Raw genomic sequence first — 21611 nt, forward strand, 5'->3', positions numbered from 1 at the left:
TGTACTGCCCGGAAGAATGGGGTATTGAACAAAAGCAAGTCCTCCCCAGGGAACGGAAAGGACTTGCTTTGTAACTAAAGACGGTATTGATTTAAGAAAGGTTGGTCACCAAATTTACTTTGCGACTTCCTCTTCCAGTAAGCTGTGGTAAAACTCTAGGGAAGCAGCTGGTGCTTCCTCACCCTGGACGTCGAGGACGGGCTTACCGCAGTTGGCCAGCAGGGCCTCGTTATGAGCATTGAGCTCAGGAGAACCTTTGATTATCGCGTCAGCATACTTCACGGCACCAGCGTGGAGGTCTGGTTTGCCGTCATTCATGAATTCCTTCAGATCATCTTCCGACAATGCGTTGATGCTTGCCTTAAGCGAAAAGTCGGGATCGATGTGGTCTTCAGCACCTTGCTGGTAAAGGCTGTAAACGATCTTACTGTCCTCAAACAGTGGCTCGGTCTGGTAAGCAGTACGGAGGTAGAACGGAATCAGGCTTGTCATCCAACCGTGGCAGGCGATGATGTCTGGCGGCCAACCGAATTTCTTTACGGTTTCAATCACGCCTTTACAGAAGAACGCCGTACGGTCTGCGTTGTCTTCGAAGGGTTTACCTTCTTTGTCGTGATGAACAAACTTACGCTTGAAAAAATCCTCGTTATCGAGGAAATAAACCTGCATCCGAACGCTTTTTTCAGCAAGAGATGCGACCTTGATGATCAGCGGATAGTCATTATCATCGACAATGATGTTCATCCCGGAAAGGCGAACAACTTCGTGGAGGCGATGGCGACGTTCGTTAATGGTTCCGTACCGTGGCATGAGCACGCGGATTTCCATTTTGTTTTTCTGTAGGTGGGGGGCCAGGGCCCGTACGGTAGTAGATATATCGTTCAATGCGGTGTACGGATCCATCTCTTGGGTGACAATAAGCACCTTTTGTTTACTCATATCGCTATCGGTATCAATTCAGGTTTTCTAAGACTCGGCGGACCACCATTATGATTCGCTGTAATACCCGGCTAATCGCCAGATCGGGGGCAAATTTACGAAATATTATGGACACAGACTATCTTCGCCGCCGTTTTGGGAAGCTGGTAATGTTTTCCAGCGCAATTTTTAAGCACGTTTTATAGGCGGGGCCGCAGGTACAGTGTTAGGGTTTGAGAAGCCAAATTCTCTTCTAAGCATTAGGTGTTCCACCGAACATTCATACGCTTTGCTCCTAATCCTGCTCCTTTATCCCCCTTTCTTTTGCTCTTTTACCCCCTTCCCCTGCACCCGCGTCCGCGCCTGAGAAACAGAAAAATTAATGCGAATACTAAAAAAAGCCACCGACCTCCGGAAGGCGCTTCCCCGGAAGAAAAGCATTGCCTTTGTCCCGACTATGGGAGCTTTGCACGCCGGGCATATGGCCTTGATCAAAGCCGCAGCGGACAGCCATGACCTGGTAGTCGCAAGTATTTTCGTGAACCCAACCCAGTTCAATGAAAGATCAGATCTACAGAAATACCCCCGGACGCCCAAGGAGGATGCTGCCCTGCTGAAAGCCCATGGCTGTGATTTTCTTTATTTGCCTGATGTTGCCGACGTTTACCCGGACGGGATGAAGAAAAATGCCGCTAAGAATATCGATTTCGGGCCTCTAACCGCAACGATGGAAGGCGCCAACCGCCCGGGGCATTTTGATGGAGTCGCCCAGGTCGTGAGTCGCTTGCTTGAGATCGTTGAACCAGACACTTTGGTGCTGGGACAAAAAGATTATCAGCAAGTGGCGGTCATTAGGGCAATGATTCAGCGCCTTGACCTGCTGGTAAGGGTGTTGGTAGTGCCTACTGTCCGGGAATTCGACGGATTGGCCATGAGCAGCCGAAATAAGTTGTTAAATACCGATGAGCGGGCCGCTGCGGCAATGATTAACCGACAACTCGCGGCAGTAGTCGCCGGTCTTGCCGCCGGTTGGCCGACCCAGCCCCTAGAACAGATGGCCCTCTCCGCCCTCGGCGAACACGATTTGCTGGACCCTGAATACGTCCAGATTTTTGATGGAGATACGCTCTTGCCCTATTTGGACGGAGACAATGTCCGTGAACTCGTAGTTGCAACAGCCGTTCGATGCGGCGACGTCCGACTAATTGACAATCGAATTGTCGATTTGCCAAACCCTTAACCTTTCTTTATTGTTCCTTTCGGGTCAACCCTTCGTCTAAAGGTTGTCACGCCAACTATTTACCCCTCCGATTATGCTTATTCAACGTTTTAAAGGTAAAATTCACCGCGCCACCGTCACTGAGGCCAACCTCAATTACGTAGGCTCCATTACCATCGATGGGCTATTGCTCGATGCCTCAGGCATTATTGAGGGCGAGAAGGTCCAGATCGTAAACAACAACAATGGTGAACGTATTGAGACCTACACGATTCGTGGAGAAGAAGGCTCTGGGATCATTTGTCTCAACGGTGCCGCTGCCCGTCGTTGCCAACCCGGTGACCTGGTCATCATTATTGCCTACGGCTATATGACGGAGGAGGAAGCACTAAAATTTGAGCCTAAACTGGCGTTCCCCGATTCGGAAAATCGTATTTAGACGCAAGGCCGTCTGCAAGAAATGAACGAAGCGAATTTCGTTTACAGGCGCGAAGCACGTCTACGAGCAAGGCGCAAAGCGTCCTTACGTCTAGAATAAAAACCAGAGGCTTTTATTCGTAGCGTAGTGACTCGATCGGATCAAGCGCTGCTGCCCGCATAGCCGGGTAGAGTCCACTCAGCAATCCGACAACGGTACAAACCACCAGGGCCAGCATGATCCATAGCCAGGGAATGATAAAGCCCCCGCCGGTCGCCCAGGCAACCAGGTTGCCAAGGCCTACACCTCCGATGATGCCAAGAATACCGCCGATCTGGCAGATTACGATGGCTTCTACGAGAAACTGAAGCAACACGTTTCGCCGGGTGGCTCCGAGTGCTTTCCGAACGCCAATTTCCTTGGTCCGCTCCGTAACGGAAACAAGCATGATGTTCATCAACCCGATGGCCGCGCCCAGCAGCGTCATTAGTCCGATGGAAACTGCGGCCAGCCGTAGCGTTACGGTGTTCTCTTTGATGATACTGACGAGATCGGAGGAGTTGGTGACCTCGAAATCGTTTTCCTCGCCGGCACGAAGGCGGCGTACTTTGCGCATGGTGACGGTTGCTTCGGAAATGGCTGCTTGTACTGCAGTAGGATCTTTGAGCGCAATGAGGATGTCATAGCTGGTTTGGTTACTGCCGTAATAGCGCTTGGCGGATTGGAGCGGGATAAGTACCCGACTATCCTGATTGCCATTCATGGCACTGCCACGGCTTTTAAGGACCCCGATTACCCGCAGGCGCAAGGGGCCTGCGGAAATTTCCTTACCCATGGCATTGCTGGCATTGCCGTTAAAAAGATCATCAACTACGGCCGAGCCGATAACGGCAATATTTCCGCCTTCAGCCGTTTCTCTGGCGGTGAAGTTACGTCCCTGGTCAATTTCATATCCCTTGCTGTTCAGGTAATTAACGCTGGAACCCCAGACGGAAAAATTGGGGTTAGTCTCCTTATCGTTATACTTTACCACCGTAGTTCCTGTCGCAAAGAAGCTAACGCTGACATCGGAAGGGTAATCGTATTGTTCCACAAATTCCATCGCCTGGTCATAGGTGAATGGGGCGGACCGTTTTCGCGGACCGCGGTTGCCCCGCAGGTTGGTGCTCACCCGTTCAATCTCAATGGTGTTGGCGCCGAGACTGGAGATACTGGAGGAAAGGGAATAGATCGCCGCATCGATTGCGGTAAGAATCCCAACCAGTGCCATGATGCCCACAGCAATGATCATGGTTGTTAGCAAAGCGCGTAACAAATTAGCCATAACACTGCGCCAGGCTACCCGAAAATTTTCCATTAAATCCATAGTGCCCAAAAGTAGTTTTTTTGTTTTAGTAGAGGCTTGCTTTTCGACGAACGATAGCTTGTGCTAGACGGCCGTTTCGTGGCTTATGCAGAGGTGCTGCTTTTAGTTTGCCATGGTCTGAGCAAGCTTAAGGGGTATTTATCTCCCTTGGTTGCAACGTTTTTAATGCACACAAACAGTACGCAGGTGAATTGTTCCTGTGAGGATTGACAACCCTTAGGCCTTGTTGTGGGACCGATGACCTTTAGTTACCTTGTGAAATGCGTCATAACTACACACTTCTGCTTCTGGCCCTGACAATGTCAATTTTTACTGCTTGCGACGACCCAATCGTATCGGTTACCGACAAGGTGCTGGATCCGATGACGCAGTTTGCGCTATTTGAGATCCAATCCGCACTGGATACGATGGGGGAAGAAGGCTTTACCAGGAGTTTTCAGTTGGAGTTGCGCTTGGCGGATGAAGAAAAGGAACTGGGAGAAGAAGGCTTTCGGTTAACCAAAGACGGGCCATCGATCCAGGTAGTAGGGCATACGGCCGCAGGCGTAATGTATGGTGGGCTGGAGCTGGCCGAGCAGATTCGCCTCTACGGGCCCGACGGTCTAAGGCCCATTACCCGTAATCCTTACTTGAAGCGCAGAGGCACTAAGTTTAATATTCCGCTTGATGCCCGCACGCCCAGTTATACCGATGCCAGCGACGCTGGCCAGAAAAACATTCCGGTTATGTGGGACATGGGTTTCTGGACAGAATACCTGGATAACCTGGCCCGCCACCGCTACAACTACGTTTCATTGTGGAACCTGCATCCTTTTCCCTCTTTGGTGAAAGTGCCGGGCTATGAAGACGTGGCCCTGGATGATGTACACCGCTCGACGGTCAAATGGCAGGAAAATTATCACCTCCACGGGACGGGGTTATCTGCACCGGAAATTTTGGCCAATCCGGAGATCGTGAAGCGAATGACCATAGACGAAAAGATTGAGTTCTGGCGGAGGGTTATGCGCTACGCCAAGGAAAGAAATATAGATTTCCACCTCATCACCTGGAACATTTTCACCAACGGAACGGCAGGCAAATACGGTATTTCAGACGCCATTGACAACGAGATCACCAAGGATTATTTCCGCAAGAGTATCACGGAATGTTTCCGAACTTATCCGGACCTGGCGGGCATCGGTCTGACGGCGGGAGAAAACATGCACGGACAAACGTTTGAAGCTAAAGAGAATTGGGCCTACGACACCTACGCAGAAGGCATTTTGGAGGCCGCCAGCTTATTTCCCGACCGGAACTTTACCTTTATCCACCGCCAACACCAGACGGGTGCGAAAGACATTGCCGAGAAGTTTAAAGCGGTCATTGATCAACCCAATATTGATTTTCTATTCAGCTTTAAGTATGCTAAGGCTCACGTCTTCAGCACAACAGAGCAGCACTACCATCAAGGCTTTGTAAAAGACATCAAAGGGATGAAAACCATTTGGGGACTGCGCAACGACTCCAATTATCATTTCCGTTGGGGTTCCCCCGGTTTTGTGCGGGAATTCATCAGAAAGCTTCCTCACGATGTTGCGGAGGGCATCTACTACGGCTCTGACCAGTGGGTGTGGGGGAGAGACTTTTTGAGTAAAGAACATCCTGGCAAACTGGAAATTGAAAAGCATTGGTACCACTGGATGCTTTGGGGGCGGATGGCCTATGACCCCGAGCTGCCCGATGAAAGACTGGTGGCACTAATTGGTCACCGTTTCCCGGAAGCAGACGCTGAAAAACTCTTCGCAGCCTGGGAGGCTGCCTCAATGATCTATCCAACAGTAACTGGTTTTCATTGGGGACCCGTAGATTTTAAATGGTATCCCGAAGCTTGTAAGAGCCGGCCCGGACCGGCCAGGAACGAAACGGGGTTTCACGATGTGAACCGTTTCATCAGCTTACCGCCCCACCCGAAGGCAGGTTTTCAATCGATCAGGAGTTTTGTCGCGAATAGTAAACAAGATGCACTACTTCATCCTGGTGGGGTAGTGGAGCGGCTCCACGCGTACGCCCGATCTGCTGAGGGGCTTATTAGTGAGATTGGTCCGGTAACCAACCCGGAATTAACAGCCACCTTGTCTGATATCCGCACGATTTCTTTTTTGGGCCACTACTATGCGGCAAAAATTAGTGGGGCTACGTCACTGGCACTGTTCCGGGCCAGTGGAGATGAGCAAATGCGCGAAGAAGCAATTAGTAGTTTGAGCCTTGCCGAAAATTATTGGAGACAGTACGTGGAGGCCGCAGAGAAACAGTACCATAACCCGCTTTGGACCAACCGCGTCGGCTACGTCGACTGGGAACAGATTACTAATTGGGTGGCGGAAGACGTAGAAATCGCCCGCGATGCCAAATTTGGCGTTGATCCCACGCTGGCTCATTAAGCGCCCGTTAAGAAAGAAGCGTTGAGTTAAATGCTGTTAGTCGCGATTAGTCGGTAATCGCCTACAGCTGCTCGGGTTTCCCCTGCTCATGATATTTGCAGAACACAATGCCCGGCATCTGTTCTACCTTTGCCGCCATGTCGTTAAAAAAGTTAGGCGGAGAAACCATCATATACGGACTGAGCAGCGTGCTGGGCCGGCTGTTGAGCTTTGTCATTGCAACCTATTGGGTCCTTAAGGTAATGGATCGCGCCCAATTCGGGGTGGTAAGCGATCTGATGTTTTACACGGCTTTATTGATCTCTGTGCTGGTTTTCAGGATGGATACCGTAGTCTTTCGCTTTGCCAGTCGGGACGAATACGACGCGAATGCCGTTTTCAGGAAGGCGCAACGCTGGGTGGTCATTTCAGTAGTAGTGGTTACGGGGATCCTGTTATTGTTTTCTACCCCGCTGGCAGATGCGCTGCAGTATCCAGATCGGGTAATTTACGTTCAGCTCGTGCTGGCTACCGTCGCACTTGATGCCCTGTCGATGGTACCACTGGCCAGGTTACGGCTGGAGCAAAGACCCTGGTTTTTTGTGCTGGTGAATCTTGGCAACGTAGTCTTCAATATTCTGATGATCTTCCTCCTGCTTTTCTTTTGGCGGTGGAATTCAGACTGGTTCGCGGAGCGATTTGGCTGGCCCTACCTGAAAAACTATCAAGTTGGTTATTACCTCTTTGGGATTGCGCTGGCCTCGGCTTTTCGGTATGGCTTGCTGTTGCTGGATGGCGCGGTTAAATCTGGAAAGAAACTCTTTGGACCCAAGGTTATTGACGGGCCTGAAGTGAGTAACCTGGCGCCCTCTCTTCGTACTATGCTGATTTACGCCCTTCCGCTGACGGTAGTAGGCATTGCCGGAATCACTAATTTCCTGGTAGCACCCGCCATCATCAAATTTTATCACGGAGGTACGGTGACGGAGAACCTCGCCTTTGCGGGGGATTTTGGCGCGGCGATGAAGCTGGCGGTATTCCTCAATCTCTTCATAACGGCTTACAACTACGCTGCGGAGCCGTTCTTTTTCAGGCAGGCAGGAAAGAATGTGGCTACAGCCGATAAAACCATCTACGCTGATGCCATGCGGGCTTATGCCATCGTGGCGACATTGGCTTCCGCCGGCATCCTTTTGTTTTTACCGTGGTTACAATACTTCCTTGATGCAGAAAACCGGGGGGGGCTTTACGTACTGCCCTTATTACTGGCGGCTAACTTTTGTTTCGGCCTGTTTTCTAACCTGAGTGTAGCCTACAAATTGACGGATGAGACCATTTATGGTGGGGCAATAGCCCTGATCGGGAGTGGCATCGTTATTGGTGGGAGCATGGCTTTTACACCCGTTTATGGCCTTTGGGCACCGGCATGGGCCATGCTTTGTTGCTTTATGGTTATGTCTTTTTTGGCTTGGTTGGTCTCACGTCGGTTCTTTCCGGTCAATTATCCTTGGGGAAGGGTACTCAGCTACGGTTTGTTAACCGTGGGGGCAGTGTATTTGGGCGAGGTCGCAGGTACAGCATGGTGGATAAGAGGAGCAATTTTCGTCAGCCTGCTGGCGGCTATCGCCGCCATAGAATGGAAGTGGCTCCGGAAAACTTTTGGTTGATGCTGAGCGTCTGGTGGTCCAGGTTTCAGGTTTTCTGGTTGTCAAGGCCTCAGGTTTTCTGGTTGTCCAGTTTTCAGGCTGTCCTGGTTTCCAGTTATCATCGCTATTCCCTAACTTCCGACAACTTGAAAATACCCCAAAGAAAACTCCGTTATCAAACTATGCGCTACTTTTTATACCTCCTGCTAATGACCCTGTTTGCTTGCAGTACCCCATTGAGTAAACGCCACTTGTTGGTGATTGGAGACAGCAACGGAGCCAACAAAGGCTGGGTGTACCACTTGCAAGAGCTAAGAGGTGGTGGGCCCCTGGTGAATACTTCAATTGGCGGAAACACCTTTGGCTTTGACGGTATGGGAGAACTCCGCCGCAACTCTCTGGAGAACCTAACGGCTTATCTCCGTAAAGGGTACGCTGAGATGGGACAGATCGACGAAATACTGATCAGCCTCGGTACGAACGATTGTAAGGCAGAATACAGTGACCGGCGGGAAGAAGTGTACGAACACCTGGCCACTATACTGACGCGGACCAAAGCCTTTTTTGACGAGCGCGGCCAGGATGTCCCTCGTATCATTCTGGTTACTCCACCTGCTGCCGGATCGGACGATGTGGTCAGCGATGAATTTCAGGGTGTTGCGGCATGTCTCAAGGACCTTTCTGTAAAAATCAGGGCTGCCGCTGCTGCCGAAGGCTTATGCCTGGTTGATTTTCAGGCGAAGCCAGGAAAGGGTCTGCTTAAGTACAGTTCCGACGGTATCCACTTCAATGCAGAGGGGTACAAACTGTTGGCTGAAGCGGTGGTTAGGGAGTGTTATTAGTCAATAGTCGGTAATTCAATAGTCAGCCAACTATGAACTACCGACTACTTACTATTGACTAATTAATTGCCAACCCGTCCACATTACTGGGCTCTGCCTCAGAAATGATCATCGGAATTTCCTCCTTAATGGAGCGCTGCTGCGCAGCGTCCAGCATATCGAAGCGGGTGCCGAACCGGCGGTTCGCAAGGTCGTCCCACATCAGGAGGTAACCGGTTTTCAGGGCATCGTAGATGTCGAGGTAACGGGCGTAGCTGGTACCACGATCGTGGGTGAGGGAAACAACGGCTTGCTTCGGAGTACGCTTGGGAGAAATGACGTGGTCACGTACAAGACCGGGGATGTCGGCAACGCGAACTTCCTGGTCCTCGACCAGAAGAAAATCGTTTTTATTGATCAATACGGTAAGGACATTATTGTCGGGTACTTCCAGGATGATTTCGTCATCGTTCCATTGGGGGAGCTTTACGAGAATTCCCTGATCTTCCTGAATGGTGGTGGTGACGAGGAAGAAAATGAGGAGCAGAAAGGCGATGTCGGCCATAGAGCCAGCGTTCACGGCGGGGGATTCCCGACGCGTCTTTTTATCAGACATAATAAGGTAGATTTGTTTGTAGGGTAGATGTGTTTATGACCAAATTTGGCGGGTAGGGGAAAGGAGGTTTGGAAATACTGAGCGTCCGTCCGCCCCTGCTTCCTCAACCTTTGCCTGCACCTGCGACCGCGCCTCCGAAAACCTTTCCTCGCTCACCAAACAAATCATATCCCATCATCCGTTACCTTTGTGTTTCCTAAAATGGCCGGCCACGGCAACCACCAATATGACGAGTCTACTCCTTTTTGCATTTATCTCCATCGCCTTTTCCTTTTTATGTTCCATCTGGGAGGCGGTCCTGCTTTCCATTTCTCCTTCCTACGTGCAATTGAAAATGCAGGAAGGCGGGAAGACCGGAGAACTGCTGGACAAGTTTAAAAAGAATGTCAACGCCCCCCTAACGGCGATTCTTTCGCTGAATACCGTAGCGCATACGGTGGGAGCTATCCTCGTCGGTGCCAGTACCGGGGCTGCCTTTGGCCCGGGAGGGTTTACCTTGCCTGTTGTCGAGTGGGTGGTAAGCTATGAGGTCCTTGTCAGCGTGGTAATGACCTTGGCTATTCTAATTCTTTCTGAGATCATCCCGAAGAACCTGGGCGCCACCTATTGGAAGCAATTGGCTCCGTTCACCGTGAAGTCTCTCAATATACTGGTGAAAATATTTACCTGGACGGGCTTCATCTGGGTCTCCGATCAAATAAAAAAATTACTGCTTCGCGGCGATGATCCACACGGTACCGCCCTTAACCGCACTGAGTTTCTGGCCATGGCCGAGGCACAGACGGAGGCCGGAGAACTGAAGGCCGAAGAAGGCCGGATACTACGCAACCTGCTGAATTTTGAGTCTCTAAGCGTCCATGACGTCATGACCCCACGAACAGTTGTCGTCGGTGCCAAAGGGGAGCTGACCATTCAGCAGTTCTACGAAAAATTTGACAACAGCCCCTTCAGCCGGTACCCGGTATTCGGAGAAACCCGGGATCAGGTAGAAGGCTACGTGCTCAAAGACATGGTATATAAATCCATCATCGAGAAGTGTGAGAAGGACTCTATCCGGACCTTACTGCGGGAACTACTGGTGGTGCCGCAAGACACGACACTGCACAAACTGATTGATATGATGCTGGCGCGTCGGGAGCCGATCGCCATGGTTGTCGATGAATTTGGTGGCATGGAAGGCTTGGTAACTATGGAAGATGCCATGGAAACCCTTCTTGGCCTGGAGATTATGGATGAAATGGACACCAGCCAGGACATGCAGGACCTCGCCCGTAACCGCTGGCGCAAGCGCGCCGAAGCCATGGGCCTTGACCTCAGTCAAATGGAAGGGGATAAAATAGAAGATGCGGTAACTACCGCAGTAGAGGAAAGAATTATTGAAGCAGCGAAAAAAGATGGTTCCGGATCGTAACTTAATGATTACTAAGACCAGGCATTGAATTGATAGTATTGGTACCTTTGTGGCCGCAGGTATTTCAGTGCTCTGGCCCTGCAACGTTTGCAACCATTGCAAGTGTCCTAATCTTATTTAAGGCCCCATGCCAAAAGTATCTCACCGCTCCGAAACGGTACCATTATCGCCCTTTCGCAAACTGATTCCCCTCGCTGATAAGGCAAAGGCAGCCGGTCGGCACGTCTACCACCTCAATATCGGCCAACCCGATATCAAGACCCACCCCAGTGCGGTAGAGCGGTTCCGGAAAATTAAATGGGATGTGCTCGAGTACAGTCCCAGTAACGGTATTGCCAGCTACCGGGAAGCGCTTACTGATTATTACGCCCGATTCGACGTATCTCTGGAGGCGGACAACATCATGGTTACAACCGGCGGATCAGAGGCCATCCTGTTTTTTATGCTTTCCTGCCTCGATCCGGGAGATGAGATTATTGTTCCAGAACCTTTCTACGCCAATTACAACGGCTATGCGCACATTGCCGACGTTCGGGTAGTAGCCATCACCAGTTACATCGAAGACGGGTTCAGCCTTCCGTCTCCGGAGGCTTTTGCCAACAAGATTACCAACCGCACCAGGGCCATCATCATCACCAGCCCCAATAATCCGACCGGTGCCTGCTACTCTGATGAGGAAATGGCCAGCCTGGCAGCGATAGTGAAAAAGCACGACCTTTTCCTTTGCGCCGATGAGGTGTACCGGGAGTTTGCTTACGAGCAACCACTGCGTTCCGTACTGCAAATCCCCGGCCTGGAGCAACACGCTATCGTAATTGATTCGGTTTCTAAGCGGTACAGTGCCACGGGGGCCAGGGTCGGGGCGCTGGTTTGCCGGAATCCCGAAATATTGGCTGGTGTTGACCGTTTTGCAAAGTTAAGGCTCAGCCCTCCGGGCCTTGGACAAATGCTTTCCGAGTGTATGCTGCAAGACGATGACGCCTACCTTGAGGGTGTTAAAGAAGATTACCGCAATCGGAGAGATACCGTATATCGCCGCCTGCAGGCCATGCCCGGGGTGTTCAGCTACTCACCTGGTGGGGCCTTTTACTGTTTTGCCCGCTTTCCGATCACCGACAGTGAAGACTTCTGCCGCTGGTTACTGGAGGATTTCGAATACGAAGGAGCTACGGTGATGCTTTCACCCGGTCCCGGATTTTACGCTACCCCAGGCCTGGGAAAACAGGAATGCCGGATCGCTTATGTGCTCAACGTTGACGACCTGGAAAAGGCGATGAATTGCCTGGAGCGGGCATTAGAAGTCTACCCCGGGCGTTCGGATGATGTTGCTGCTTACCGGAATCATAAGACGCTTGCCTGAGCAGGAAGCGTGCACTATTAACGTGAATCAAGCGCTAAAGTGAGTCTTTTTACTTTACAACTAGCTTTGGATTCAGCTAATAATTGAGGGAGAGAATAATTGAAGGAGAGAATACGCTACCGCACTAACCACTCACTTCGCTACGCTTTGTTCGCCATGGTGAGCAAGCGTAGCGCAGTGAACGGTACTTGCAGTAGCCATTAACTTCGCTGCTGCCTGCGGCGGTCATTTATTCTCCCCTTCAATTATTCATCAACTATTGAGGGGGTGCTACGCAGCTTATTCTTATCACAGAAAGAGGCACGGAGGGAGCACAGAGCTGTCAAGTTCTACCGATCTTTTACTAGTTCCCAAACTGGTTCCTCCAGCACTTCTTCCACCCATCGACGGTATTGTTTCCCACTTGGGTGCAGGTCGTCCGTGGTCACCAGCGACGGATCTTCAAGACCCTGCTGAGAGATCGGCGTTATGTTGTAGAAGGGGACTTCATATCGGTCAGCAATTCTTTTACAGATGCCGTTGAACCGGACCAATGCGGTGGAGATCGCCTCCTGGCCACCGCCAGAGGGGGTGTAGGCGTAATCGGGGATGGAAACAACAAAGACTTTGTTTGTCCGGCCACCGGCATAGTCAATGGCTGTTTTAAGCAGCTCCTCGAACTCGGGTTCGAACTCGTCGATAGACAGCCCATCATATTGGTTATTGACACCGATAAGAAGGGAAACAAGGTCGTATTCCGGCAGCAGTTCATCGCGTCCGGCTTCAATGCCGTTGATTAGATTCTGGGTTGTCCAGCCTTTGACGGCTACGATGTCGACATCTACCTCCGGGGCGCTGGGCACGGTGCCGTTCCTGGCTTCGAGCGCCGCAGCAAGCAGGACGGGCCAACGCTCTTCATCGGCAACTTCGGTGCCGATGGTGTAGCTGTCGCCAAGGGCAAGATAGCGCAGGCTGTCGAAGGTGTTTTCTATCTGTTCTTCGGGCATATTCTGGTTTGTATCGTCATCATTCTGGCAAGCGAAGGTACACAGTAGGACCATAAAAGCGGTGAGGAGGTAGAGGAGTATTCTCATTGTATGTTGCGCTTGAATAAGTGCTTGTACGGGTAGCTTTGGAAAGGAACGTTTCACCAGAAATGCTTAGCTTTGTTTTAAAGCTATCTAATGAAAGAAATTACCCCACCACATTCCCTATCTGCTCACCACCGCCGCCCTTACGCCGTATTCCTCGCAGGTTCCATTGAAATGGGCGTGGCTGAAGACTGGCAAGCGAAGGTCACGGACTACTTTGTGGCGTTAGCTGACTTTACTGTCCTAAACCCCAGGCGGGCCGATTGGGACAGCAACTGGGAACAGACCTTCACGAGCCCTAACTTCTACCAACAGGTAAACTGGGAGTTGAATGGGTTAGATCGTGCCACACACATTATTCTGAACTTACTCCCCGGCACTAAGTCACCGATTTCCCTGCTGGAGTTGGGCCTTTATGCTGCCAGTGGTAAACTGATTATTTGCTGTCCAACCGGATTTTGGCGAAAAGGCAACGTTGATATCGTAGCCGAACGCTACGGTATTCCAGTTTATGAGAAGATGGAGGAATTGTTGGCGGACAACTTCGGAAAGGCATAAAAAAGCCCGCACTGCACGGCCCGAATTCAACTTGCCAATAAGTTTGGCGGAACGAGGAAGCAAATCGGCTTCCCCCAAAGATTGTTGATCAAGGGCCCGCAAGGCGGGCGCGAATAGGGTAGGTGACTATTTCCGGACCATGGTGCCGATGTTTAATAGTCTCATGCCTCAATAATATTCTCTTCCCGGTCCCTTTACCACTTTCGTCGATGAATCGGGATGAAATTACGACAAACGTAATTCCTTTGCTTGCTGAGTAAGAAAAGTCCGTCCTGTCGGGGAATGAGCCGGTTTGTGGTGATCTGGTTACCTTGGCTTTTCCCCGTAGTGCTACCAATGAAATAAATCATTCGTCGATTCCGGTTAACCGGATTGCTGCGGCAGCGTTTTTACCAATATGCAGCAAAGAGACATCATTAAGGACGAAATTGAACGCCTCGGCCGGGTATTAGGAAAGCTGATCACACTGGTCACCGGCTCCCCAGGGGGCGATATGAACTTGGAGGCCCGCCTGAAAGAAGTACAAGACCGACTACGAAACGACTTAGGGCTGGAGCCTGATGATTTGCTGCAGCTCAGTCGGGAAGACCTCATAAGTAAGCTGGATGACCTGCAACTTCAACCTAACCACCTCTATCAACTCGGAGACTTTCTTGTTACCTGGGCTTATGAAGAAAAACGTGTTGCAACGAAAATAGTATTGTATCAACGGGCACTGCTCTTGTATGACCTCGCAGGTGAACGTTCAGGCGTTTATTCGATGCAGCGGGCAGAACACGAGCAACTAATTAAAAAAGAATTGGCAAGAATATCTTAGCTCCACAAGTCGTAAATCCCCAAACCAACGGCTTGCGGGCTTAGGTTGCCAGCCCCATGTTTATGCCTCAACCACAAGGCATGAACGACGCCACCCTCCACGACATCCCGAGTATCCTGCCCGGCATTCAGGCTAAATCCGCAGAGATTGGCTTCACCATGCCCTCTGACCTTTACATCGGCACGATGCTGAAAACGCTAATGAGCAGTAAGCCTGGCGGTCGGTTTCTGGAATCGGGGACGGGCATCGGCTTGTCGCTGGCCTGGATGGTTGAAGGACTAGTCGGTGAGGCAAGCCTAGTTACCATCGATAACGATCCGGTATTGACCGGTATCGCAAACGAGTTCTTCAGCCATGACAATCGCCTGAGCATCCTCTGCGCGGATGGTGCTGACTGGATTACCTCCTACGTTGGCCCTTCTTTCGACTTAGTTTTCGCCGATGCCTGGCCCGGTAAATACAGCCAAACCAAGGAGATTCTCGCGCTGATCAAGCCCGGTGGCTTCTACGTAATTGATGATATGACTACGCAGCCCAACTGGCCCGACGGTCACGAAGACAACGTCACCTGGCTGGTCGATTATCTCGAAGCCCGCGAAGACTTCGTACTAACTAAAATGGGGTGGGGGACTGGCGTGATTGTGGCAGTACGTGTCTGCTAAAAACTTGTTCCCCCGGCACTTGTGCCGGTTGCAAATAGGAGACCGGCACAAATGACGGAGGAACAAAGAAAGCCTGCCAGAGCTAATGTTACACGTTAAACCGGAAATGCATGACGTCGCCGTCCTGCACTACGTACTCCTTTCCTTCCACACCGAGTTTACCTGCATCGCGTGCACCGGCTTCAGAGCCGTACTCCACGTAATCGGGGTAATGGATAACTTCTGCCCGAATGAAGCCTTTTTCAAAGTCGGTGTGGATCACGCCGGCAGCGCCGGGGGCTTTGGTGCCTTCGGTAATCGTCCAGGCGCGAACTTCCTTAACACCGGCAGTGAAGTAGGTCAGTAGTTTTAGCAGCTTGTAGCTAGCCTGGATGACGCGGTTGACGCCTGGTTCATCAAGGCCCATGGCTTCGAGGTACTCAAGGCGTTCTTCCTTGGTGTCCAGTTCGGCAATTTCGGCTTCGATCTGAGCAGAAACCAGGATTACTTCAGCACCTTCATCAGCAACTGCGGCTCTGAATGCTTCGGTGTGCTTGTTACCGTCGGGAAAGCTGTCTTCGTCGATGTTACAGACGTACAGAATTGGCTTGGCGGTAAGCAGGTACAGGTCTTTGACGATGGCTTCTCCTTCCTCCGTAGTTTCGAAACTACGAGCGGGTTTCTCGCTTTCCAGGTGGGCCAGCAGTGCATCGCCGACTTCCACCATAATCTTGCTTTCCTTGTCGCCGGACTTAGCCGTGCGGCGGAATTTTTCCACCTTTTTTTCCACCGTCTCAATGTCTTTGAGAATAAGCTCAGTATCGATGATCATCTTATCGCGGGCAGGGTCAACGGAACCGTCTACGTGGACGACGTTGTCGTCGTCGAAGCAACGAACTACGTGGATGATGGCGTCGGTTTCCCGGATGTTGCCAAGGAACTGGTTGCCCAGTCCTTCTCCTTTGCTGGCGCCTTTGATGAGGCCGGCAATGTCGACGATGTCGACGGTAGTTGGCTGTACCTTCTGAGGATCAACCAGTTCGGCGAGTTTGTCGAGCCGGGCATCGGGAACGGTGATGACTCCGATGTTTGGTTCTTTAGTGGCAAAAGGGTAGTTAGCCGCCAGTGCCTTGGCCGAAGTCAGGGCGTTGAACAGGGTGGATTTTCCTACGTTGGGGAGGCCTACGATGCCGCACTTAAGAGCCATAGTGATTGATTGATGGAATAATAGAATGATTGAATAATGGACCGCCATCATTCATCAAATCGGGCGCAAAAGTACGCTTTATTATTGAATAAGAGAATGATGAAATGCTTGAATAGCTACCGCAAGCACCCTTCGCAAAGCTGCGCTTGCTCACCTTAGCGAACAAGCGCAGCGCATGGAGTGGCAACGTGGGCAGCCATTCTCTCCTTCATTTATTCTCTCATTCTCTAACTCACTTTTAGGCGAGGTCGCGGGTACAAAGTAAGGGGGACAAAGGAGCGATGATTGAACAGTTGCCGAAAGCAACGTTAACAGCGCTGCGCTCACTCCCCTTGGCGAACAAGCATAGCGCAGTGAGTGGTACCAGCGGCAGCCATTCAATCATTCACTTATTCTCTCATTCACTTATTACTAAAACCCAGGTCCCTTAGGGCTCATCAATTCTGTCCAGAAGAGGTTAAGCAGTTCTGGCTCGAGGAAAAAACAAAGTACCGAATAGGCCACGAGGCCAAAAATGGCGCCCCATAAGTGAGCGTTATGGCCAATGTTTGTTCCCCCTTTTTTGTCTGCATAGTGGCTGTAAGCGATGTAACCAAAACCAAGTAAAATGGCAGGAAGTGGTGGGAAGATGAACCAATTCCAGGGTGCGAACATGATGTAGGGCCACATCACTGCCGCTACTGCACCCGATGCGCCGAGTGCTGAATAGGCGTAATTACCCTGGTGTCGCATGTAAACCACGTAGCTCGAAGCGGCAATAGCAGCCAGGTAAAATAGCAGGTACGCCAGTTTGCCGAATGTTTGTCCGAAAAGAATGCCAAAGGCATACTCTGCCGCACCTCCAAATATGTACAGGGCATACATATTGAAGAGCAGGTGCATGAAATCACCATGAATAAACCCGTGTGTAATGAACCGGTACATTTCTCCCCGTTCTTTTACCGCTGCCGGCACAAACAACATATTGGCCCGCAATTGCGGATTGTTGAAAGCCATGTAGGAGATGATGCAAGTGATGGCAATGATGATAAAGGTCATGTTCGGTTGGTCTATTAGTCTGTTAGCCTATTGGTCTGTTGGCCGGATGATGGTTCTAATACGATTAGCAGTTGCTAAAGGTTGGCACCGGATGAATTCCAGCGCATGAATTACCTTGCGTCGCATCGGCTCAGCGCCAAGTTAAAACAAACTCCCATGACCACTACTCCCGGAATGATCCACACCGTTTATTTTTGGCTGCAACCCGATCTTGGTGACTCGGGCCGTGCGGACTTTGTCCGCGGGGCCAGGCAGTTGGCGGAAGCGCCCACTGTGTTGCAATGCTTCGTTGGCACGCCGGCAGACACGCCTGAACGTGAAGTCACGGACCACTCTTTCGACTATTCTCTGCACTTGCTATTTACGGACGTGGAGACGCACAATGCTTATCAGATTGACCCCGTGCACCTGAAATTTGTGGAGGAACAGGCGCATAAGTTTGCTGCGGTTAAAGTGTTGGATACTTTGTTGTAGGGTTTTGGGTTATTTCGCCTTTCGACACATCGGATGAACTTTTTTGAGGGTTTCGGCTTCGCCTCCGCCCTCAAAAAAAAGGCATCCGATGAGCGAAAGACTAACGTAACTTCAGTGAAAGAGTAATCTTCTCATCGGATGTATCTTTTGGCCTTACGAAGTCGGACAAATGTTCATCCGATGTGTAAAATTGCTGAACATAATCCCCCGAAATCCCCCCACAACCCCAATTCTTGCGTATTTTCGCCCCAAGCGAATTCCTGACTTACTGTATGGCCAAAAGAAAATTAAAAAACCCGAACCAGCTCGGTCTCAAATTGGGACTGAACGACGAGCGCATTCCGAAACTCTTCGGCTTGCTCCTTCTTTTTGTGGCCGTATACCTCTTCATCGCTTTTACTTCCCACCTTTTCGCCTGGAAGATTGACCAGGACCGGGTCTTGCACTTTAAATGGAAGCTGTTGAGTAATCAGGGGCCCTCCGTTGATAACTGGCTGGGCCGTTTGGGAGCTTTCCTCTCTAACTTTTATTTCTACTATCTTTTTGGACTGTCGAGTTTCGGCGTGGTCTATTTCCTTTGGAAGCTGGGCATGAACCGGCTGCGCCGGCAGTCGATCAAGCCGATGGGTAACCTGTTTGTTAAGGTGATGCTGGCGGTGATCGGATCATCTGTCTTGCTGGACTTTGTATTTGGCGGCTTTACCGAATTCCCGATTGGGGGTGGGGTAGGCAAGTACCTGGTCAGTCACCTATCCGGCGTGTTGGGGGGCTTTGGCGTACTCATGTTACTGGTGGCTTTGTTTGGCTTGTACCTGATCTTCGAAGCACGCATTGACTTCAACGGTACGCCGCGTCAAATTGGTAACGACATTGTGGATCACTTCTCGGAGCGGGTCCGCTTCCGTGGTAAGCCAAAGCCGCCGCGCTTTGAGGCGAAGACCGCCACTACGGACACTGCTTCTGACGATCAACCTCTTGCACCTGCGTCCGCGGCCAGGAAATCTCCGCTGTCATTGGCTCCGGGAGATGGTTCTGATTTTGAAGTAGATGGCCCGCGTACGTTGTCTGAGAAGGGAATCGAGCAAGTACCTGGAGAACAAACCCAATTACCGCTTGAGTCTGTTGGTGACCTGACGCTGATCAGTCAGGATCCCCTCGCCGTTGGCAAGGATAACCTGACCATTGTGGATGGGGATACGGGTATCGATACCAGCCTGGCGGTAACGGAAGAAAACAAAAACCATACGGAGCCTTACGATCCAACGTTGGACTTGCCCAACTATGCGCCGCCACACGTCGGGTTGCTGCTTGACCGCGAAAGTGGGAAAGCGGAGGTAGACCGTTCGGAACTGGAAGCCAATAAGGACCAGATCATCGAGACTTTACTAAACTATAAGATCGAGATCACCAAGATCCGGGCCACGATCGGGCCCACGGTAACACTCTACGAAATAGTGCCGGCACCGGGTGTGCGTATTTCCAAGATCAAGAACCTGGAAGACGACATTGCCCTTTCTCTTGCGGCCCTCGGTATTCGTATTATCGCGCCGATTCCCGGCCGGGGAACCATTGGTATTGAGGTGCCAAACAAGAATCCTCAGATGGTGTCCATGCGGGAAACCATTGAGAGTGACAAGTTCCGTAACGCTAAAATGGACCTTCCACTTGCGCTCGGTAAGACGATTAAAAACGAAGTACTGGTAGCCGACCTGGCCAAGATGCCTCACCTTCTGGTGGCGGGGGCTACCGGCCAGGGTAAATCGGTTGGTATCAACTCTATCATCATGTCGCTTCTGTACAAGAAGCACCCTTCGCAGGTGAAGCTGGTGATGATCGACCCGAAAAAGGTAGAACTCTTCCCCTACGCTAAGCTGGAAAGTCACTTCCTGGCCTTCCTGCCCGGGCAGACGGAGCCGATTACGACCGAGACAACCAAAGTGATCCATATCCTCAACAGCCTTTGTATTGAGATGGACCAGCGGTATGACCTGCTGAAGAAAGCTTCTGCGCGAAACATCAAAGAGTACAACGAGAAGTTTGTTGCCCGCCGGCTGAACCCGGAGAAAGGCCACAAATTCCTTCCGTTCATCGTTCTGATCATTGACGAATTTGCTGACCTGATCATGACGGCCGGCAAGGAGGTCGAAATGCCGATTGCCCGGCTGGCACAGCTGTCGCGTGCCGTAGGTATTCACCTCGTGATTGCTACCCAGCGACCATCGGTCAACATCATCACCGGTGTGATCAAGGCCAACTTCCCGGCACGTATTGCTTATAAGGTCACGGCCAAGGTGGATTCCCGTACGATCCTCGATTCCGGCGGCGCCGATCAGCTGATTGGTCGGGGCGACATGCTCCTGAGCAATGGCGGCGACGTAGTGCGCCTGCAGGGTGCTTTTGTGGACACCCCGGAAGTAGAGGAAGTCATCAACTTTATTGGCAACCAGCGTGGGTACGTCGAACCCTATCTGCTGCCCGAATACAATACTGACGAAGAGATGGCCGGTTCTGGTTCGCTCTCCTATGCCGACCTCGATGATATGTTTGAGGATGCTGCCCGTCTGATCATTAGTCAGCAGCATGGGTCTACCTCGATGATCCAACGCCGCCTGAAGCTCGGTTATAACCGCGCAGGCCGCATTGTGGACCAGATGGAACAGTTGGGCCTTGTTGGCCCGGCCCAGGGGTCTAAGCCACGGGAGGTACTCGTTTACGACGAGCAGGAACTGACGCGGTTTATTGATGATTTACGGAACAAGGGCTAATGCAACAGTGCATAAGGCTGGTATGGGGTCAACGTGGCATTTTCAGCTCCTTTTTCAAGGCTTTTTTCTACGTTTACGGCTAATAATTTACTTTAGCGTACTACCTTATTCAGACTTTATTAGTGTTTGGACTTCTAGTGATATTTACGGTATAAAAGGCAATAAATCTGATTTTTTTTTAAAAAAAATGTTTTATTGCCCGTTTTAAAAAATACGCAAAGTATATTTACTTAGATTTTCGAGGTTCCCTGCCTCTAGTTAGATAGTGAACAACCTAAACGCAAACAGTTATGAACACACTTTACTTATTCACACAGTCAGGCTTTTTTCGAGCTCCAACTTGGCCTCATTCCTAGGTGCATTCCTAGGGTGCCTCCTATTTGTTGCCCTTAGCTTATAAGGGTAAATGTTTGGATGAAGTATTCTTAAATCCAGTGGTATGGATTGCTTTTCAATTTTACATCCCTAATATTCAGTCCTGTAGACTGAATTTCTGTTCTGAGCTTTTAATGGTACTATCGATATTACTTCCATTCATTAGAATGGATGGAATGATCGTGTAGTTGTCAGCTCTGAAGAACATATTGAATGTAATAGAAACATTCCTAATCATTACGACGACGAGGGTAATTCCACCAGCGGCTTCAACCCTTAGGTTACCGGATCAGCAGTAGCTTTTTCAGCTGCAACCTGGTGACCTGTATCCCTTCGGAGATGGTTGTGCCAAGTGGTAACCAGCAGTTAGACATTAATTCCGGAGGCGTCGCCCGTCTGCCCAATAGCAAGAATTCTTTTCATTTTCTACCTGTTTTTCATTCGGGTAAAATGGAAGGTTGCTTAATAATTGGTTTTCAGCGCTCGTAGTTA

At 50.7% G+C, this 21611-nt stretch carries 18 protein-coding genes; 12 read left to right on the forward strand and 6 right to left on the reverse strand.

The features are described from left to right. Positions 1-114: 114 nt before the first annotated feature. Complete coding sequence (locus tag B036_RS0110660; RefSeq protein WP_020568702.1) at positions 115-939, reverse strand: glycogen/starch synthase; 825 nt, start codon at positions 937-939, stop codon at positions 115-117. A gap of 361 nt (positions 940-1300) precedes the next feature. Here B036_RS0110660 and panC point away from each other — a divergent pair, with 361 nt between their 5' ends. Both panC and panD read left to right on the forward strand, forming a co-directional pair. Further along, positions 1301-2158 (forward strand): pantoate--beta-alanine ligase, encoded by an 858-nt coding sequence (gene panC / locus B036_RS0110665; protein WP_020568703.1) that lies wholly within the window; start codon positions 1301-1303, stop codon positions 2156-2158. Positions 2159-2231: 73 nt separating this feature from the next. Then, the gene (gene panD, locus B036_RS0110670) at positions 2232-2576 is read left to right on the forward strand and encodes an aspartate 1-decarboxylase (RefSeq protein ID WP_020568704.1); all 345 of its coding nucleotides are present in this window, start codon (positions 2232-2234) and stop codon (positions 2574-2576) included. Between the two features lie 112 nt (positions 2577-2688). On the opposite strand, the gene B036_RS0110675 is transcribed toward panD, so the two are convergent. After that, positions 2689-3921, reverse strand: a complete 1233-nt coding sequence (locus B036_RS0110675) for an ABC transporter permease (protein ID WP_020568705.1) — start codon at positions 3919-3921, stop codon at positions 2689-2691. Between the two features lie 260 nt (positions 3922-4181). On the opposite strand from B036_RS0110675, the gene B036_RS0110680 reads away from it, so the two are divergent. From B036_RS0110680 to B036_RS33920, 3 genes are all read left to right on the forward strand, one after another. Next, positions 4182-6341, forward strand: coding sequence for a beta-N-acetylhexosaminidase family protein (locus B036_RS0110680; RefSeq protein ID WP_020568706.1), 2160 nt, complete (start codon positions 4182-4184; stop codon positions 6339-6341). Between the two features lie 137 nt (positions 6342-6478). After that, positions 6479-7987 carry a lipopolysaccharide biosynthesis protein gene (locus B036_RS33915; RefSeq protein WP_169435053.1) on the forward strand — a complete coding sequence of 503 codons (1509 nt, stop codon included), beginning with the start codon at positions 6479-6481 and terminating at the stop codon, positions 7985-7987. 161 nt (positions 7988-8148) lie between these two features. Then, positions 8149-8808: an SGNH/GDSL hydrolase family protein gene (locus B036_RS33920; RefSeq protein ID WP_026231871.1), complete on the forward strand. Its 660-nt coding sequence runs from the start codon at positions 8149-8151 to the stop codon at positions 8806-8808. A gap of 58 nt (positions 8809-8866) precedes the next feature. On the opposite strand, the gene B036_RS0110695 is transcribed toward B036_RS33920, so the two are convergent. Then, a complete protein-coding gene (locus B036_RS0110695) occupies positions 8867-9403 on the reverse strand; it encodes an ExbD/TolR family protein (protein WP_020568709.1) in 537 nt (178 codons plus the stop codon). 226 nt (positions 9404-9629) lie between these two features. Here B036_RS0110695 and B036_RS28915 point away from each other — a divergent pair, with 226 nt between their 5' ends. Next, the gene (locus B036_RS28915; protein WP_020568710.1) at positions 9630-10814 is read left to right on the forward strand and encodes a hemolysin family protein; all 1185 of its coding nucleotides are present in this window, start codon (positions 9630-9632) and stop codon (positions 10812-10814) included. 127 nt (positions 10815-10941) lie between these two features. Then, positions 10942-12174, forward strand: coding sequence for a pyridoxal phosphate-dependent aminotransferase (locus B036_RS0110705; RefSeq protein ID WP_020568711.1), 1233 nt, complete (start codon positions 10942-10944; stop codon positions 12172-12174). 329 nt (positions 12175-12503) lie between these two features. Here the strand turns inward: B036_RS0110705 and B036_RS0110710 are convergent, their stop codons facing one another. Beyond that, entirely contained in the window at positions 12504-13247 is a 744-nt protein-coding gene (locus tag B036_RS0110710) for an SGNH/GDSL hydrolase family protein (protein ID WP_020568712.1), read from the reverse strand. A gap of 90 nt (positions 13248-13337) precedes the next feature. On the opposite strand from B036_RS0110710, the gene B036_RS0110715 reads away from it, so the two are divergent. From B036_RS0110715 to B036_RS0110725, 3 genes are all read left to right on the forward strand, one after another. Further along, positions 13338-13802, forward strand: a complete 465-nt coding sequence (locus B036_RS0110715) for a nucleoside 2-deoxyribosyltransferase domain-containing protein (protein WP_020568713.1) — start codon at positions 13338-13340, stop codon at positions 13800-13802. A 397-nt stretch (positions 13803-14199) separates the two neighbouring features. Beyond that, positions 14200-14619 carry a hypothetical protein gene (locus B036_RS0110720; protein WP_020568714.1) on the forward strand — a complete coding sequence of 140 codons (420 nt, stop codon included), beginning with the start codon at positions 14200-14202 and terminating at the stop codon, positions 14617-14619. A gap of 80 nt (positions 14620-14699) precedes the next feature. Beyond that, positions 14700-15281, forward strand: coding sequence for an O-methyltransferase (locus tag B036_RS0110725; protein WP_020568715.1), 582 nt, complete (start codon positions 14700-14702; stop codon positions 15279-15281). Positions 15282-15369: 88 nt separating this feature from the next. Here the strand turns inward: B036_RS0110725 and ychF are convergent, their stop codons facing one another. Next, the gene (ychF, locus tag B036_RS0110730; RefSeq protein WP_020568716.1) at positions 15370-16467 is read right to left on the reverse strand and encodes a redox-regulated ATPase YchF; all 1098 of its coding nucleotides are present in this window, start codon (positions 16465-16467) and stop codon (positions 15370-15372) included. Positions 16468-16878: 411 nt separating this feature from the next. After that, complete coding sequence (locus B036_RS0110735) at positions 16879-17505, reverse strand: rhomboid family intramembrane serine protease (protein WP_020568717.1); 627 nt, start codon at positions 17503-17505, stop codon at positions 16879-16881. 156 nt (positions 17506-17661) lie between these two features. Here B036_RS0110735 and B036_RS0110740 point away from each other — a divergent pair, with 156 nt between their 5' ends. Both B036_RS0110740 and B036_RS0110745 read left to right on the forward strand, forming a co-directional pair. Next, positions 17662-17979 (forward strand): Dabb family protein, encoded by a 318-nt coding sequence (locus B036_RS0110740; protein WP_052333944.1) that lies wholly within the window; start codon positions 17662-17664, stop codon positions 17977-17979. Between the two features lie 272 nt (positions 17980-18251). Beyond that, positions 18252-20744, forward strand: a complete 2493-nt coding sequence (locus B036_RS0110745; protein WP_020568720.1) for a DNA translocase FtsK — start codon at positions 18252-18254, stop codon at positions 20742-20744. The last annotated feature ends 867 nt before the right edge of the window (positions 20745-21611 follow it).

Source organism: Neolewinella persica DSM 23188 (genome assembly GCF_000373105.1).
Lineage (GTDB): Bacteria > Bacteroidota > Bacteroidia > Chitinophagales > Saprospiraceae > Neolewinella > Neolewinella persica.